This is a genomic window from Arthrobacter sp. 001422645, assembly GCF_059816125.1.
The window spans coordinates 53,592-68,386 of record NZ_JCBANT010000019.1 but is presented as its reverse complement, the minus strand read 5'-3'; the positions used below and the strand labels follow the sequence as shown (position 1 = coordinate 68,386).

13 protein-coding genes and 1 riboswitch are annotated in these 14,795 nt (G+C 66.4%); of the genes, 4 read left to right on the top strand and 9 right to left on the bottom strand.

Annotation, left to right across the window (positions count from 1 at the left end; translation table 11 throughout):
• Positions 1-653, bottom strand: a 653-nt coding sequence (locus AC6EUH_RS16730; protein WP_499739350.1) for a DUF222 domain-containing protein, incomplete at its 3' end; no start/stop codon positions are given.
• 231 nt (positions 654-884) lie between these two features.
• Here AC6EUH_RS16730 and AC6EUH_RS16725 point away from each other — a divergent pair.
• A complete protein-coding gene (locus AC6EUH_RS16725) occupies positions 885-1,544 on the top strand; it encodes a DNA alkylation repair protein (RefSeq protein WP_499739349.1) in 660 nt (219 codons plus the stop codon).
• A gap of 83 nt (positions 1,545-1,627) precedes the next feature.
• Here the strand turns inward: AC6EUH_RS16725 and AC6EUH_RS16720 are convergent, their stop codons facing one another.
• From AC6EUH_RS16720 to AC6EUH_RS16695, 6 genes are all read right to left on the bottom strand, one after another.
• Positions 1,628-4,660, bottom strand: coding sequence for a glucosaminidase domain-containing protein (locus tag AC6EUH_RS16720; RefSeq protein WP_499739348.1), 3,033 nt, complete (start codon positions 4,658-4,660; stop codon positions 1,628-1,630).
• A gap of 18 nt (positions 4,661-4,678) precedes the next feature.
• The gene (locus AC6EUH_RS16715; protein ID WP_499739347.1) at positions 4,679-5,986 is read right to left on the bottom strand and encodes a hypothetical protein; all 1,308 of its coding nucleotides are present in this window, start codon (positions 5,984-5,986) and stop codon (positions 4,679-4,681) included.
• Positions 5,987-6,013: 27 nt separating this feature from the next.
• Entirely contained in the window at positions 6,014-6,733 is a 720-nt protein-coding gene (locus tag AC6EUH_RS16710; RefSeq protein ID WP_499739346.1) for a hypothetical protein, read from the bottom strand.
• A 39-nt stretch (positions 6,734-6,772) separates the two neighbouring features.
• A complete protein-coding gene (locus AC6EUH_RS16705) occupies positions 6,773-8,008 on the bottom strand; it encodes a hypothetical protein (protein ID WP_499739345.1) in 1,236 nt (411 codons plus the stop codon).
• 4 nt (positions 8,009-8,012) lie between these two features.
• On the bottom strand, positions 8,013-10,259 hold the full coding sequence (locus AC6EUH_RS16700; RefSeq protein WP_499739344.1) for a hypothetical protein: 2,247 nt from the start codon (positions 10,257-10,259) through the stop codon (positions 8,013-8,015).
• A 462-nt stretch (positions 10,260-10,721) separates the two neighbouring features.
• A complete protein-coding gene (locus tag AC6EUH_RS16695; RefSeq protein ID WP_162238822.1) occupies positions 10,722-10,871 on the bottom strand; it encodes a hypothetical protein in 150 nt (49 codons plus the stop codon).
• Positions 10,872-10,961: 90 nt separating this feature from the next.
• Here AC6EUH_RS16695 and AC6EUH_RS16690 point away from each other — a divergent pair, with 90 nt between their 5' ends.
• A complete protein-coding gene (locus tag AC6EUH_RS16690) occupies positions 10,962-11,402 on the top strand; it encodes an AfsR/SARP family transcriptional regulator (protein ID WP_162238821.1) in 441 nt (146 codons plus the stop codon).
• Positions 11,403-11,411: 9 nt separating this feature from the next.
• Here AC6EUH_RS16690 and AC6EUH_RS16685 read toward each other — a convergent pair whose 3' ends face one another.
• The gene (locus AC6EUH_RS16685; protein ID WP_499739343.1) at positions 11,412-11,681 is read right to left on the bottom strand and encodes a hypothetical protein; all 270 of its coding nucleotides are present in this window, start codon (positions 11,679-11,681) and stop codon (positions 11,412-11,414) included.
• Positions 11,682-11,871: 190 nt separating this feature from the next.
• Positions 11,872-12,059, top strand: a riboswitch (cyclic di-AMP (ydaO/yuaA leader).
• An 8-nt stretch (positions 12,060-12,067) separates the two neighbouring features.
• On the opposite strand from AC6EUH_RS16685, the gene AC6EUH_RS16680 reads away from it, so the two are divergent.
• Entirely contained in the window at positions 12,068-12,805 is a 738-nt protein-coding gene (locus tag AC6EUH_RS16680) for an NlpC/P60 family protein (RefSeq protein WP_156367564.1), read from the top strand.
• A gap of 63 nt (positions 12,806-12,868) precedes the next feature.
• Here AC6EUH_RS16680 and AC6EUH_RS16675 read toward each other — a convergent pair whose 3' ends face one another.
• Positions 12,869-13,456 (bottom strand): dihydrofolate reductase family protein, encoded by a 588-nt coding sequence (locus AC6EUH_RS16675; RefSeq protein WP_499739342.1) that lies wholly within the window; start codon positions 13,454-13,456, stop codon positions 12,869-12,871.
• A gap of 276 nt (positions 13,457-13,732) precedes the next feature.
• Here AC6EUH_RS16675 and AC6EUH_RS16670 point away from each other — a divergent pair, with 276 nt between their 5' ends.
• Complete coding sequence (locus tag AC6EUH_RS16670) at positions 13,733-14,755, top strand: serine hydrolase (RefSeq protein WP_499739341.1); 1,023 nt, start codon at positions 13,733-13,735, stop codon at positions 14,753-14,755.
• Positions 14,756-14,795: the final 40 nt, after the last annotated feature.

The window sequence follows — 14,795 nt, the reverse complement described above, 5'->3', positions numbered from 1 at the left end:
TAGCACATGGTGTCCGGGGCCGGGCGGAGACTGACGTGCCGTTCGGTGGCGGCGTGGCTGGCCCGCTGGGTGACGGTGCGCGGGTCCCGGCGGTAGGCCGCGGCCCGGGCCGCGGCGATGATGCGCCGGTCTCCGGCGCCGTCGAACGTTCCGGTGTCGGCGGCGAGTTCGGCGTCGACGGCGGTGCGGTCCTCCGGGGTCAGGCCCGCGGTTTCCTTCACCAGGAGGGTGGCGCGCCATTCGTTGAGCTGCCCGGCCTCCAGCCCCGCCAAAGTGTGGGGCATTTCGGTGACCAGGGCTTTGGCCAGGCCGAGGAGCCGGCCGCCCTTGGCCGGGGATTCGCGCCGGGCCAGGGCGATCTGCGCGCCGACCCCGGCCCCGAGCTCGGCCGCCGGCATCCCGGCGTCGGCCTGTTCACGGCGCTGCAGCAGATCGAACGCGACGGACAAACGTGCCTGACGGGCAGCCAGGGCAGACTTTTGGTCTTCCAGGGCCCGGATTTCAGCAATCAATTGCGCACCGTTCAGCTCAGCCACATCGCCGCCCAGCGCCAGGGCCACCTCCGCGACCGTCACGCGTTCCGGCTCAACGGCGCCAGCCGGATGAAGTGATCCAGCCGGTTGAAATGCGTCGGGCCCCTGGTCGCCGTCCATGATCAAACTCTACTTTTGGGCTCCGACATTAAATGCTCCGACATTTGACGGCGAACCGGTGCGGACGGACAGGCAATCCGCCGGACAGGATCCGCGCCCTGGTTGCCCGGCCGCCGGTTCTGCAGCATCCGATTGTCGAGCCGCGTCGGGCCCCTGCTTGCCGCCCATGAATACAGGCTATCGGGCACCTGCGACGGTAATGATGCCCCCTTCATGCGGGAGAATGGCTGCATGAGCGAAGCCGGCGAATTCATCGACCTTGCGCTCCAGCGCGAGTCGTCGTGGAGCCGCGCGGAGGAATCCGAGGCGAGGCACGGTGGTGGCCACCGCTACTACGGCGCGTCCGTCGGAGCCGTGCGCGGCACCGTCCGCGATGCGTTGCGCCGCCATCCGGAACTGACCCACGATGACATCACCGCTCTCAGTTCCGAGTTGTGGGACGTGCCGGTCTTCGAACGCCGCCTCGCCGCCGTCGTTCTCCTGCAGTCCAGCGTCCGCATGCTGACCAACACGGACCTGACCCGGATCGAGGGTTTCGTGCGCAGCGCACGGATGGCCGCCCTGGTGGATCCGCTCGCGGTCGACGTCGTCGGCCCCCTGGTCGCCGGACTCGACACAATCGGCAGGGTGCGCGCGGGCAGCGTCCTGGACCGCTGGGTGCGGGACCCCGACGGCTGGCTCCGCCGCGCCGCCCTGTTGTCCCCGCTGCGCGAGCTCCGCGCAGGTGCGGGCGACTGGCCCCGGTTCGTGCGCCACGCCCGCTCGGTGCTGGCGGAGCCGCGCCCGCCGGACCTGCTGGAGGACGACGACGGCGCGGTCGCCGCGGAAGCGGTGGACCTTGTGCTCACCGACATGGCCAAGCGGCGCCCCGAGCTGGAAGTATTACCGTGAGCATGCCGGAATGCAAGGCCCGGAGTTAGCGGAAGCGGTCCACGCGGCGGCGCCGTTACCCGGACGCCGCCGCCCTGCTACTGCTAATGTGCGGCGTTCGCCCGTTCGATCAGCCGCATGACGCTTGTGAGCGTAGCGGCGTAGCTGGGATCTGTGGCATACCCGGCAGCAGCTACAGCGTTGGCAAAGGCGTACGGGTCGGCGGTGTGCTCGAAGGCCCGGCTGTAGCGGGCGTTCCGGCGCAGGAAATCGCCGTGATCGGCGAATGACTCCTCCGCCGAGGCGTACGCCCGGAACCAGTCCAAGACGATGTAGACGTACCGGCCGTTTGACGGCGTTACCGAGATGACCTTGGGAAATTTCCCGTTGGGGTGGCTGAGCACCTCACGTGTCTGCAGGAGTTGCCGCTGCGGTTCCGGGACCGAGGCCTTGGCCTTGATACCGAAGAAGTTGAACCTCGGTGCCTTCTTGCCCCAGCCCGATTCCAAGGCGGCCTGCCCCAGGGTCACGAGCCACGGCACACCGCTGGTGGCCTGCGAGCGCTGCGCGTGCGGGCCGTAGCGGCCCACGAAGTCCACAACGTGCGCGGGCACTGCCGAGACCTTCTTTGGCGGGCTCGGTGGCGGCTTGGGCTGCGGTGGTGCATCTAATCCGCTGATCCCGGGAACCGCGCCGGAAAATAGGGGACTGGGGTTGCGGGCCCCTTCCCAGCTGAGGTCAACATGGATGTGGTCGATGTGCTTGTTGGCCCCGGGGTAGGGCCGCCAGCCTTCGTTCCGACGTGCCCAGCTCCAGTGGTTGTGGTTCCAGATCAGGTAGGCCACCTGGAGCTCGACGGCGTTGCTCTTCAGCCAGGCGACATAGGCGTCCGCCTGGGCCTTCTCGAGAGGGCGGTCCACCATCCCGTGCAGGTCCACGGACCGGCCCTCGCCGTGCAGCGACGGCGTGCCTGCCTCCGTTTTACGGCAGTTGTAGGTTCCGGCGTGGCGTCCTGTGAGCCGGCGCCACTGGTCCGCCATGGCCCGTGCCCCGGGCTGCTCGCCCGTGGCGCATTTCGTGAAACTGCCGCGCACCACGCGGCCGGCGGCCCGGTCAGACTTCAGCGGCGCGGGCGCGGGGGCCGGTGCCGGACCCCTATTCCGGTTCCTCCGGTATTCGTTGATCTCGGCGACGGCGGCCTTCCCCGCAGCACCCGGGAGATAGGTCCAGGAGGTCCAGGTCCCTCGCACGTCAATATGGGCGAAACCGGCGCCGATACCGACTCCAATGCCGTCACCCAGGGCGTCGACGGCGGCTTTGGCGATCGCCATGCCCGTCATTCCCGCCACCGTGATGTCCGCGGCCTGCCCGCTGCAGTGCCGGCTGAGTGTCGGCTTCTTCGGGGGATTGCTGCGCCGGTAGACGGCGACGTTGCGGTCCCAGGACCGGTAGCCGGAGGTGATGCGCACCGGCCTGCCAACCCGGTCCCGGAGCTTCTGCAAGGCCGCGACCAGGAGCGGAGAAATCCGCGCCTTGTCTGCATACTGGCCGCCGCTGTAGACCAACTCCCCGACGGTGAAGTTGGGCGAGAGCTTCAGGCCCCGGACCGCGGGGCCCGTCTCATAGAGTGGCAACCCGGTGCCGTTGGGATCCCAGTGCTCCTCGCCCTGGCCGGTCTTCCCCAAGGCGAGGCTCAGCGCCTGCCCGGACGGGAACGTCTCATGCTCTCCTATGTCCTCAGCCTCGGCTTCCGCCGCCGCCAGTTCCCACTCACCTGCCTCGGCCTCGCCGGACTCGCCGGCGAAGTCCTCGCTTTCCTCGTCCTCGAATGCCTCACCCGCTTCGGCATCTTCGCTTTCGTCGTGTTCGGATTCGGCCTTGTCCGTCTCGGAGAACGCCGAAGGATCCTCGAAACGGAACCCGCTCTCGCCGAAGTGGAGTTGGCCGGCGTCGGGCTCGCCGCGCTGGTCTTCAGCGGCACTGCCCTCAGCGGACATGACCTCCGATGCCATGTCTTCCCTTGCCGTGTCTTCCCTTGCCGTGGCGTTGGCCAGATCTGCCGCGGGGTCTGCCAGTAACCGCCAGCCGAAGCGGCGGGGGATGTCGTTGTGGGCGGTCCGGGTGGCTTCCACCCGGAATGCCGGCGAGGACCCCAGGGTCTTCAGGGCTTTAGCCACGCGCAGGCTGTTGCGGGCCGTTGGTTCACCGCCACGGTAGATGACCCGCAGCGCCCCCGAGCCGGCCTGGTGGCGCCGGCTCGCCCACTGGATCAGGGCGGCGGGGTCCGAGTAGAGGGCATCGAACGTGAAGACCTCGTCCGGGTCGGTGTGCTTGAGGATGGCCATGAGCGCCGCACCGCCGCCGGAGTGGGCCGTGAGGATCAGTTTGCCCTGGCTGACGCTGGCGCCGGTGCGGGCATTAAAGGCCTCCAGGGCGGCGGCTATCAGCTTCTTGAGCCCGTTCGGCTTGACCAGCTCCGGGAACGAGTAGCCCGCACCGCTGTTGCCGCCGAAGTAGTGACCGCGTGGCAGTATGGCCAAGGTGGGCCGGGTGCGGCCGCGTGCCGAGGGATCGGCCGGATCGGTGAAGTCCAGTCCGCTGGCCGGCTCCTTGTCCCGGACGAGGGTCATCTTCTCCCGGCGGCCGGAATAGCCGTGGAGATGGACCACAACATCCACGGGTCCGGTGCGGGGCATGCTGTTCCATTTCAGCACCAGATCCGGGGGAGTGCCGCGATGCGGGCGCAGCAAGGGCAGCCTGTCCATGGTGAGTCGGCCGGCATCGATGTCTGCGCCCCCGTCCGGAGCTGAGCCCTCGAGTTCGCCGGCGGCAGACTCCTCAGCGGCCGGCCATTCAAGTTCGGCCAGATCCGCCTGCACCTGCCACGTGAGGTTCTCCTGTTCCTGCTCCGGGTGGTTCCACGTCAGGGCGTTGTAGGTATCCTCCGCCACGTAGTCCTCCCGCCAGGCTTCGCTGGGGTCCGGTGTTGCGGCCAACCCCTCATCCAGCGCTTCCGTAGCTGCCGGACTGTCGTGGAAAGAGAAGACGTCCTCCTTTACCGGCCAGGTGGGATGTTCCTGTTCGGTCTCCCCGTCACCGTTCAGCGAGAAGACCTGGGTAGCCAAGTAGTCCTCCATGACATCTTCCTTACCGTGTTAGACCCGGGCCGACTTGCCGTTGGGCGAGGGCGCGGTGAAAACCGGGGCCGCCGCCGTCGGAGTCGGTTCCGGGAGGCGTAGCGGCTGGGTGGGGCGCTTGGCGTCGGGGCTGACCGCGACGACCGTTGGATCCTTGATCCGGGTGCCGGTAGCCGACTGCCACAGGTCAATAATCCGGATCATGGCGTCCGCAACGACGGGGTTGGGGACCAGATTCGAGTGGTAGAGCATCTCGGCGTTGGTTTCCGAGCTGAAGGCCCCGTTTTCGATGAACCACATGAGCGGGGACAGCAGCCCGGCGAGTTCGAACAGTTCCCGGGTCTCCCGTGGCGGAGTTATCCCCACGCGCGCCCCGATGGCCGCCAACCGGTCCGCGGGGTTGCCGTTGGCGTCGGCTTCCGCCTTGAGATCCTTCACCACGGAAGTGTCATATTCCACTGTGAGATGGAACCAGCTGAGCATGGTGACGTACGCGAACTCCTCCTGGGCCAGCATGCCGCCGCGGCGCCGCATAGTAAGCATCTCGGCGATCGATTGGCACAGATACGCGATGAAGCTGCGGTCGGTGGCGTTGGGTCCACCCTGGTTCCGGTCGTTGAGGATGCCTTGCCAGACCTGCCGCAGCAGTTCCTCCCAGAGATCGAAGAAGCGCGTGTTCGAGCCGGCACCGACGTCGCGCTTCCACGGCTGGCCCTCCAACGGGGCGCCAAGCGGCGGGTGGGACAGGTCCCGGCCAAACATGCGCCAATACGCGTTGCGCCGGTTGACCCGCGCATCCGGCCGCAGCTGGCTGGAGACTCCGAGGATATGGAAGGCCGGGGGATCCCGGAAGAAGAGTTCCTCGGTGTGCCTCGCCCACAGCAACGTGGGAAGGCTGGGGGGCGCGAGAGTCTCACCCACCTTGTAACGGCGGACCACTTCGCCCAGGATCTCGACTATTCCGGTATTTTCCAGCAGGAAGGCATAGATGAGGTGGTCCCAGGGGAGCGGCGTCGTTGTCCCCAACGGAGTGGGCTCCTGGTATCCGGGCGGGATGACAGTACCGGGGCTGATGCCGGAGGGCAGCGAGGTCAGCAGCCCGGGCGGCATTTTCAGCCCGTCCACCACAGCCTGGCTTCCCGTGGTCGTGCTGGGGAGCGTGGGCGGAGCGGGAAGGAAACTGGCCAACCCGTTGACGGCGAAGGCTTCTTCCAGCCACCGGCTCAGCTGGATGGGATTGTGGGCAAACACCACTTCGGGGTTGGGAACGGCGTTGGGGGTTGTCAGCGTAGGATCAACCACCAGTCGGGCGAGGGTGCGGAACATTGTGGGGCCTCCAAAGGTTTCTGGTGGTCAGCGCCGAAACGGGATTCCCAGCGCGATCGGAGTTTCCTGGTCGTCAAGCAGTTCGACGAAGTGGACCTGGTCTGAATCGAGGCCCAGATATCCGTCGCCGACCTCGTTGGCGGGAGCCTGGGCCAGCCCGCCGTCGAGGAATTTGACCACCACTGTTTCGGTGGATTGCGGCAACGGCGCCACGAATTTGAGCAGGTAAGGGGGCGTGCGTTCTCCGGGGTTGTCCAGGATTTCCGGCGACGGAATCAGGGTGTCCTTCTGCTGGACGCCGGTGCGCTTCCGGCTGCCCAAAACGCTGGAGAGTGCATTGAACTGCAACGCCAGCAGCAACTGCTCCGGTTCCGCGTCGATCACGCGGGGTCCGCGGCGGTCCCGTTTCCTGGGTTCGGTCTTCCGGTCGATTTCCTGCCTCAGCACCTCGTCGGACGCCTGCCGCGAGCTGCGCTCGGCGAGCAACTCCTGCACCAGGGCAATGTCCGTCTCCTTCAACCGCAGTTGCTGGGCCAACAGCACGTTCTGTTCATTCAGGACTTCCCTGATCGATCCCGCCATTTCCTTACTGAAGTCGCGGGCGGCATCCCGGATCGCCTGGGCTGTTGCTTCCTGGGCGGTGGTGTCCCGGGCAGCGGTCTTGGCGGGGCCCCGGGCCGTAACTTTGGCGTCGGCCGGCTTCGCCTGCCCCGGTGATGCCGCCGCACCGGTGTCCTTCTGTTCCATTTCGATGTCACTTTCCTTCCGGTGCTGCTCTCAGGGGTCTCAGGCGGCGACGGCGGCCGGGCCGCCTATGCGTCGGAGCCAAAGTTCGACGGCGTCGTCGTCGGTCGCCTTGGCGTCGCCGTTCAGCACCGACAAGGCAAGGACGCGCATGGCCTCCAGCCGCGCGAGGTAGCTGGAGGTGTATAGGGAGGCTCCGGCCCGCTCTGCCAGCCGGGCCAGTTCTGCCGGAGCCACGCTCAACGGATGGGCGAGCGCCGTAATCGGGACGCCGCCGAAGGCCCGCATCGGAGCGCGTGTGCAAACGTCCGCCAGGGCCGGCAGCTGGGCCAGGCTCGCCCGGCCGATTTCCTGGACCTCGCGGGAGGCAGATTCGAGTGGGTGGCGGTTGATCCAGGCCCGGGCCAGGTCGTCCCACGGGCCGGGGCCGAACCAGGACCGGCAGAGGCCCGCATTGAAGAGCACCCTGACCCAGCCAAACGGATGCGGGTCGCCAAACGGCATCCGGAACACCTTCCGGCTGGGGCCGTCCACCACTGTGGCCAGTGCCGGCAGCGGCGCGTAGCCGAGCAGAACAAATGCGTAGACGTCCGCGGCCACCTCGCTGGCCCAGTTCCGCCAGCTCTCGGCCGTGACGACGGAAACCGGCGCGAGGCGGCTGTAAAGTGCGGAGCCCAGTTCCTCGGTCCAGCCGGTCAGGTGGGCCACCTGGTGGCCCGTTTCGTGGACCAGCGAGGTGGGACGCCACAGGTTGTGCCGGGTGATCTTGATCGCGGCCACCGGGGATAGCGAGGCATCCCAGAGCCGGGCGCCGGATCGCAGGATGGAGGCGCCGATGCCCTTGTCCAGGTAGGTAAGGACCGGGGGAGTGGGGATCCCGAGGGGACGCAGGACCCGGTCCATGCTGTCCACCGCGATCGCATCGAGGCCCCGCAGCACTGCGCCAATCCGGGGATTGGTGCGGGTGTTGACTGCGTCACCGTAGAAATCCAGCACCGTTTCCACCTGTTCGTAGCGCTGCCGCAGTTTCAGCAGGCCGGTGCGGACCGCCCGCAGCTCGGCGGCTGTGCGGGCGGCGGCCAGGGCCGCGCTGAGGTGGTCAGCCTCCGCCACCACCGACGTGGAAATGGACCGAAGGCTGGAACGGACGCTGAGGCCGAGGTAGCTTTCCAGCGACAGCCAGGCCGCGGGCGCGGCCAGCACCTCCAGGTCCGTCAGGGCGATGCTGGCCCGGCGCCAGTGTCGGACTTCCGTGCCGAGGGCCGACTGCTCTGTCACGAAATCATTGGCCACTGTACTTCCACCCCGAATGCACACTTACCTCCGGCACCTGGAGTTCGCCGCCCAGCTTTTCCTTGGTCAGTTCGGGAAACGTGATCGAGATGGTTACCCCGCCCGGCGGCTCGGCCACCGCCGCCGCGAGCTGCGCGGCGCGTTGGGTCAGAAACTTGGACAACCCCGCTGCCACCGCCTTCATCAAGCGATCCACCGGGGCTGCCGCCTCGGCAGCATCCTTGACCAGCCCGTGCCGCACCATCCGGGCCACCAGTACCGCGGGCAGCGTCGTTGCATAGATCCCGTGCAGGGCGCCGAGCACCGAGGGCAGATCCCGCCTGGCGGACGGTGACGAGGGCTGAAGCATGGCCAGCATCTGCTGGGCCTGACGTTCCGAGATCCTCAGCTGGACCCGCAGGCGCCGCCTGGAGGGTTCGAGCAACACCAACAGCCGCCGGGCCAGCCGCAGCTTGGCCTTGCCGCGCGCCAAGGCAACAGCCCGTATCCGGAAGTAGCGCCTGCCAACTTTTGGCCGCTGCCTGCCGATGGCCGGAGCCGGCCCGGCACGTCGGCCGAGGGCAGGCTCGCCGAGGAGCATCCCGGCGATATCCGGGGTGAGCAGCTGAAACTCCGTGGCGTCCGCCGCTTCAGCCTCGTCCGTTCCTTCATCCTGGGTCAGATGGCCGAACTGGGTTCCCGGGATGGCCTCAAAGAGGTCCACCTCGGCTTCGAGCGGCCACCGGCGCACGCCACGGTCGAGAAGATGGCCTTCAAGGGTGCCGCCGTCGGACCAGAGGATGGCACGGGCGGCCTGGCGGCTGATCCGCACGGGGAAGACCCGGGTGTACTTGCGGTAACGGTACCGGGGCCGTGCTGACCGCGGCATCAGCAGCCAGACGCCGCCTTCGCCGGCGGTCTCGCGCTCCGGCAGGTCGTGGTGCAGGATCTTGTCCGGCAGGTAGGCGGCGGCCGATTCCACGAACGACTCCTGCACAGCGGCTGCGAGCTGCAGTTGGTCCTCAAAAACGCTCTCGGGGAGTTCCATCAGCTTCAGGACGGTTCCCTCCACGGTGGACGCCACGGCTTCACCGGACAGGAGCCGTTCCGACTCGGCCTGCGTCTCAAAGCCGAAGACCTTGAGGCCCAGGTCGGCGACCGGCGTCGCGATCATCCTGGCGGGTCCGGCGCCGATCAGCCCCTTGGTGAGGCCCGCGATGATGCCTGCCACGAACTTGACCACTCGCTGCCGGCCGATGATGGATATGCCCAGTTTGATGAGAGGCTGCACGGCCATGACCGCGGGCAGGAACTGTTCGATTTCGGCTACCGGGCTGCTGCCTTCGGGCAGTTCCGCGAGCCGCGCGGCAAACTTGGCGCGGGCCGTGTCCAAGGCGGCCACAGCATCCGCGGACTCGTATTCGCGCGGCTCGAAGAAGCTCTCACCGAGTTCTTCTTCGGCTTCGGGGGCGTAGAGCAACGAAGCGACTTCAAGTTCAAAAAGCTCCGCGAGCCCCTCGGCGGACGCCGGGTCCTCGGCTTCGGCTTCTGCGACCCCCAGTTTGGCTGCCAATTGGCGGGCGAACGGCCGGATGCTGGCCGGCAGACGGTTCATGGCGGAACTGATGACACGCTTGAGCAGCGGCCTTACCAGGCCTTTGAGCTTGTTCAGCAGGAGACCAATGGGAAGGACTTTTCCGACGGCCGCGATGCCCTTTTTGACCAGCCCGACGGCGCCGCGGGCCAGCTTCTTTCCGGCCCGGATGATGCCGCCGATGAAACCTTCGTAGCCGGAGAGCCCGTACTGCGATTCGTTGCTGGCGGCCTCGAGGAGCTGTTCAAACTCCTGGGCCGGCAAACCGTAAACATCCGCTGCCACGAGCCGTTCGGCGAATCCGTCCATTGCTCGTTCGGCCTCCGCGGCAATCGGCTCCACCCAGTCCTCCAGCGAGGCCCGGGTGTCCGCCTCCGCCGGAAGTGAAGACCAGTTCCGCTGATCCGCCAACTGGTGGGCCGCTGCTTCGTTGATGAGCCGGTCCAGGGCGTCCACAAAGTCTTCGTCTTCGAGTTCGGTGTAGAACGCCGCCGCCTCATCGACCTCCGGGGCAAAGGCCTCCGTCATGAATCGGGCCGGGAAGGGCGTGCTCAAGACCGCCTCGGGGGCTTCCGCCCGGGCAAAGGCCGGGGCCGGGGGAGGTTCGGCCAATGACAGGCCAGAGAACAGGGTCTCGCCGGTGAAACCGGACTGTGCGTCCATGACACCCTCCTTACAGGATAATGTTTTCAGCGTCTGTCACAGCTGTGTTTTTCACCGTCAATCTTCTGTCTCCATTCCCGTCGTCGGCTCATCTTCCAGCTCAGCAATAAGTGCTTCGAGCAACATAACGAGTTCAACGGTCCCGAAAACCACCCATTCCCGCTGGCTGCCGTTCGCGGTCCGTACCCGAATCATCACCCCTTGTGGGTTCCGCCAGACGCGCAGTAATATCACGGAACAATCAGCACTCATGACGGAAATGATCCGCCCGGGTTCCTTATTAGCCGTCAACGTTGCGTAGCAATGTCGACGATCGCCGCGTATGCCGCGGCCGGTCTCTGAATACTTTCTGCGTTATATGTCACGTGGGGTTTTGTCATGACGTCTGCAACAAGCCCATCTTCCGTCGCAGATTCGACATCGGAGGTTCACCCGGCCCTGTTCCTCTTGAACGGCTTTTCCCTATTCCTCGCCCATAGTCAGCTTCATCTGCCCATTCACGCCCAGCGGGTTTTGGCTTTTCTCGCAATTGCCCGGCAGGACGACGTGAAATGTTCCAGACAGGCCGTCATTGGGAAATTGTGGGAGGATTCCACCGTGGATCACGGCCACGGGAGCCTCCGAACAGCACTGTGGAGAATCCGGGCGGTGCACGGGTCCTTGATCTCAGCAGGCCGGAATGAACTTGCCCTGGGCCGTGACGTGACTACTGATCTCCAGCAGTGCCGGGCACAGGCAGCCCGGCTGCTGGCACCCGGCGGGGAATTGTCGGTGGAAGATACCAACAGCTCCCCGCTGACCGGCGATCTGCTGCCGGCGTGGGATGAAGACTGGCTCCTGATTGAGCGGGAACGGCTTCGTCAGGTCCAGCTGCATGCATTGGAGGCGCTGGCTGTCCGGCTGCGAAATCTGGGGCGGTATCCGGAAGCGATCGATGCGGCTCTCCGGGCCAAGGCCATTGAACCGCTCCGTGAATCCGTGCACGCCGTTCTCATCGACATCTGCCTTGATGAAGGAAACGTGGCGGCTGCCCACGGGTACCTGCGGCAGTACAGTTCCGTCCTGTGGACCGAGCTGGGCTTGCGCCCCTCGCCGCGGCTGCTGGAGCGGGTCCGTGACGCGTCCAGGCTTCCGCGCCTGTGAGGGCTTCTGTCAGGTTCCCGGCCGGCGTTCCACCACTGCGTAGGCCTTCTCGTCGAAGAACTCCCAATCCGTGACCACCATAAAACCGAGGGCGTCCACCCGGTCGTTCAGGACGTGCACGTCGAAGCCGCCGTCGCGCGGCTCGGCGTCCCACGTGGACACGTGGACTTCCCCGTCCTCCAGTACCAGCAGTTCCGTATTGACGTTGAAGTCCTCCTGCGGCTGACCACTGAGCTGGCAGATGGCGACACAGTGCCTGGTGACGTCGGGGCTGTTCATTTCGGGGCCTCCGCTGTGGGGAACGGTGATGCCATCATCCTATTCCTGAAGCAGCCTCCGACGTGGGGAAAGACCGGGGACAAGCGTGCCCGCAACCCCGCCCGCCGTTACCTCAATGTGACATGCCGTGATCATTCCGTTACCGTTGTTAGGTGCCTGTTGTTTCCGAGACGGGCTCTCCCCAGCCGATTGCCTAACTCTGCCGCGGCCCGGGGATAACTAGAAGCAACGTCCGGCAGAGACGGGGAAACCACATTTGACCCGCTGTTCTCCAGGGGTCTTGGGGTGAAGCCGCACGGCCCGTCATGATCGGGCCCGAGTGCGGCCGGGTGCCTCCCATCCGAATCCGACAGCTCACCTCGCAGGCATTGGGAGAGGCTCCTTTAATGACTTTTAGCAATACCCGTGCGCCCAAGCACGCCGATCTTCGCAGCAAACGCCGTACCGCCGGAACCTTCGGCCGCCAGGCAGCAGTCCTCGTCGCCGCATCCGGAATGGTGCTCAGCGGCGCCATGGCCGCCAATGCAGCCGATGCTCCGGCGGAGCGCGACTCCTCCCCGGCGTCGTCCGTTGACGTCAAGGGCAAAGTCGTAGCACCGGTCATGGCGGACTCCGCCGTCAAGATCACCTTTGAGCGCCCCGCCGTTGAGACGGCGCCGGCCCCCGTGGTCGAGGCACCCAAGCCCGCGGCCGCTCCGAAGGCGCCGGTGGCACCCGCCCCGGCTCCCGCTCCCGCTCCGGCCGCCAAGGCGACGGTCAAGGTCCAGTCGGCACCGGCCCCCGCCGCTGCCGCCCCGGCAGCCGGCGGAGTCAACGCCACCCTGCTGTCCATGGCTTACGGCCAGATCGGTATCACGCAGGACTGCACCGCCATGGTGGAGAAGGCCCTGAACGCAGCCGGCATTCCGGTGGGAGACATCGGACCCACAGCCTTCCTGAAATACGGCAAGGTTGTCTCCACCCCGCAGCCCGGCGACATCATCGTCCAGTCCGGCCACGTTGCCATCTACGCCGGCAACGGCCAGGCCATCAGCGGCGGCATGAACGGCGTCAACGCCACCATGGCGCACCCGCTGTCCTGGCTGACCGCCACCGGTCCCGTGACGTTCGTCCGCGCCGGCTAACAGCAGCACCACAACGAGCAGCACGGAGAAAGCCGGTCGATCGGTTGCCTTGGGGGCAACGGATCACCGGCTTTCTGCGCGCCCGTTGTCCGGCTCCGGTGCGTACCGCAGCAGCACCACGCCATTGCCGAAGGTGCGGCTCCCCAGCAGCCGCAGCGGCGTCATGGCTTCTGTCGTCTGGAACAGCGGCTTGCCTTGTCCGATCACTACCGGGTGGACATAGATCCGGTACTCGTCGATCAAGCCGAGCCGCCGGAAGGCCGCCGAGAGGTTGGCGCCGCCAAGCGCGAGGTCACCGCCGTGCTGCCCCTTCAGTTTCACAACGTCCTCGACGACGACGTCGCGCACCACCTCGGTATTCCATCCGGCCTCCGCGAGGGTCCTGGAGTAGACGATCTTGGGCATGTCCCGCCAGATCCGGGCGAACTCGATCTCGGGGGCCGTGCTCATGGGGTCCTGGTCCGCCGTCGGCCAATACCCGGCCATTAGCTCATAGGTGACGCGGCCGTCCAGGAAGGCCCCCATGTTCCGGAGCTCTTCATTGAAGTGGCTGTGCAGTTCGTCATCGACCCGATGCCAGCTCAGATCCCGGTCCGGACCCTCGATGAATCCGTCCAGGGATACCTGCATCATCAAAATGACCTTGCGCATGGCGGCTCCTATACTGGGCTGAGGGGCTGCGATCCAGCGTACGCCGCTACGGGCGGCCCTGACAGGGCCGGGAAAGCCCGACGCCGGGAGGCACCATGTCCGCTGGACCGGCGCTTCTGCGGACCGGACTCTTGCGCTCCGGCCGGGGCGGGGGCACAATGCAGGAAATTTGAAGCCGCGCCGCGGTACGTTACGAAGAAGGACGAGTATGCCTGTGAACCCGCGTGTGGCGTCAGCCGAGGTTGCGCTCCCGCCGACGTGCAGGGGTTGAGTCCGATGGATTCTTCTGAACCTAGCCGGCACTCCAGCAGCGGCCGACATGCACCGGAGCCGGCCCAGGGGACCCACGGGATCCGGCGTTTTGGCGGGATCCGCCCGCAGTTCCTGATCGTGCTGGTGACCGTCCTCGGCCTGATCCTGGCCGCGGGTGTGTATGCCACCATTCAGGCCAGCTCCCCAGTCGATGCCGGCGCTCCGCCGGCATCGTCCGTTTCCGCCTCTGCGCGTGCCGCGGGAGCGGCGTCGGCAGTATCGCCGTCAGCCACCGCTCCGACGCTGACTCCGACGCCCACCCCGACGCCCACCCCGACGCCCACCGTCGTACCTCCCAGCATCGGACCTGCTCTGGACGCGCAAATCACTGCGGTCATCAAGGCCAACAGCGCCTACGGGCTCGGTGTGGCCCTCATCGATATGGCCGATGGAAAGGTGCACACGTACGGGGCGACGGACAAGTTTGTGGCTGCCAGTACCGGGAAGATCCTCGCCGCAGCGGCCTACTACCATATGGTGGAAACCGGCCAGGCGTCGCTGGCGGCCCCGATGGGGGCGTCCACCGCGGGCCAACAGATCCGGCAGATGGTCCAGCAAAGCGATAACGACTCCTGGGCATTGATTCTCGCTGCCATCGGCCACCAGGGACTGACAGACTATGCCGCGTCACTGGGAATCCCGTATGACCGGACCGTGAACGCGCTGACTCCGGCAGAGATGGCGAGGACCCTGTCAGAGCTGTACAGCGGCCGGTTGCTTAATGCCGGACACACGGCTCAGTTGCTGTCCTACATGCAGAACACCAACTACGAAGTGCTGATCCCGGCCGCCGTGCCGCCCGGGGTCGCCGTCTTCCACAAGTACGGTCTGCTGTTCGGCAATCTCCACGACGCCAGCATTCTGGTCAAGGGGAAACGGGCGTTCGTGTTTGTGGTCTACACGCTGGGCCAGGACATGTCGGACATGGCTGCACGGACCCGCGTCATCCATCAACTCACCGGCACAGTTACCGCCGGACTCTTTTAGCTGTGCTCGTTTAACTGAGCTCCGTTCCGCAACAGGACAC

Bases quoted from the DNA above. Each gene is read 5' to 3' on its own strand.
- AC6EUH_RS16670 (WP_499739341.1), top strand. From the start codon at position 13,733: ATGGATTCTTCTGAACCTAGCCGGCACTCCAGCAGCGGCCGACATGCA.
- AC6EUH_RS16685 (WP_499739343.1), bottom strand. From the start codon at position 11,681: ATGAACAGCCCCGACGTCACCAGGCACTGTGTCGCCATCTGCCAGCTC.
- AC6EUH_RS16675 (WP_499739342.1), bottom strand. From the start codon at position 13,456: ATGCGCAAGGTCATTTTGATGATGCAGGTATCCCTGGACGGATTCATC.
- AC6EUH_RS16720 (WP_499739348.1), bottom strand. From the start codon at position 4,660: ATGGAGGACTACTTGGCTACCCAGGTCTTCTCGCTGAACGGTGACGGG.
- AC6EUH_RS16710 (WP_499739346.1), bottom strand. From the start codon at position 6,733: ATGGAACAGAAGGACACCGGTGCGGCGGCATCACCGGGGCAGGCGAAG.
- AC6EUH_RS16725 (WP_499739349.1), top strand. From the start codon at position 885: ATGAGCGAAGCCGGCGAATTCATCGACCTTGCGCTCCAGCGCGAGTCG.
- AC6EUH_RS16700 (WP_499739344.1), bottom strand. From the start codon at position 10,259: ATGGACGCACAGTCCGGTTTCACCGGCGAGACCCTGTTCTCTGGCCTG.
- AC6EUH_RS16680 (WP_156367564.1), top strand. From the start codon at position 12,068: ATGACTTTTAGCAATACCCGTGCGCCCAAGCACGCCGATCTTCGCAGC.
- AC6EUH_RS16715 (WP_499739347.1), bottom strand. From the start codon at position 5,986: ATGTTCCGCACCCTCGCCCGACTGGTGGTTGATCCTACGCTGACAACC.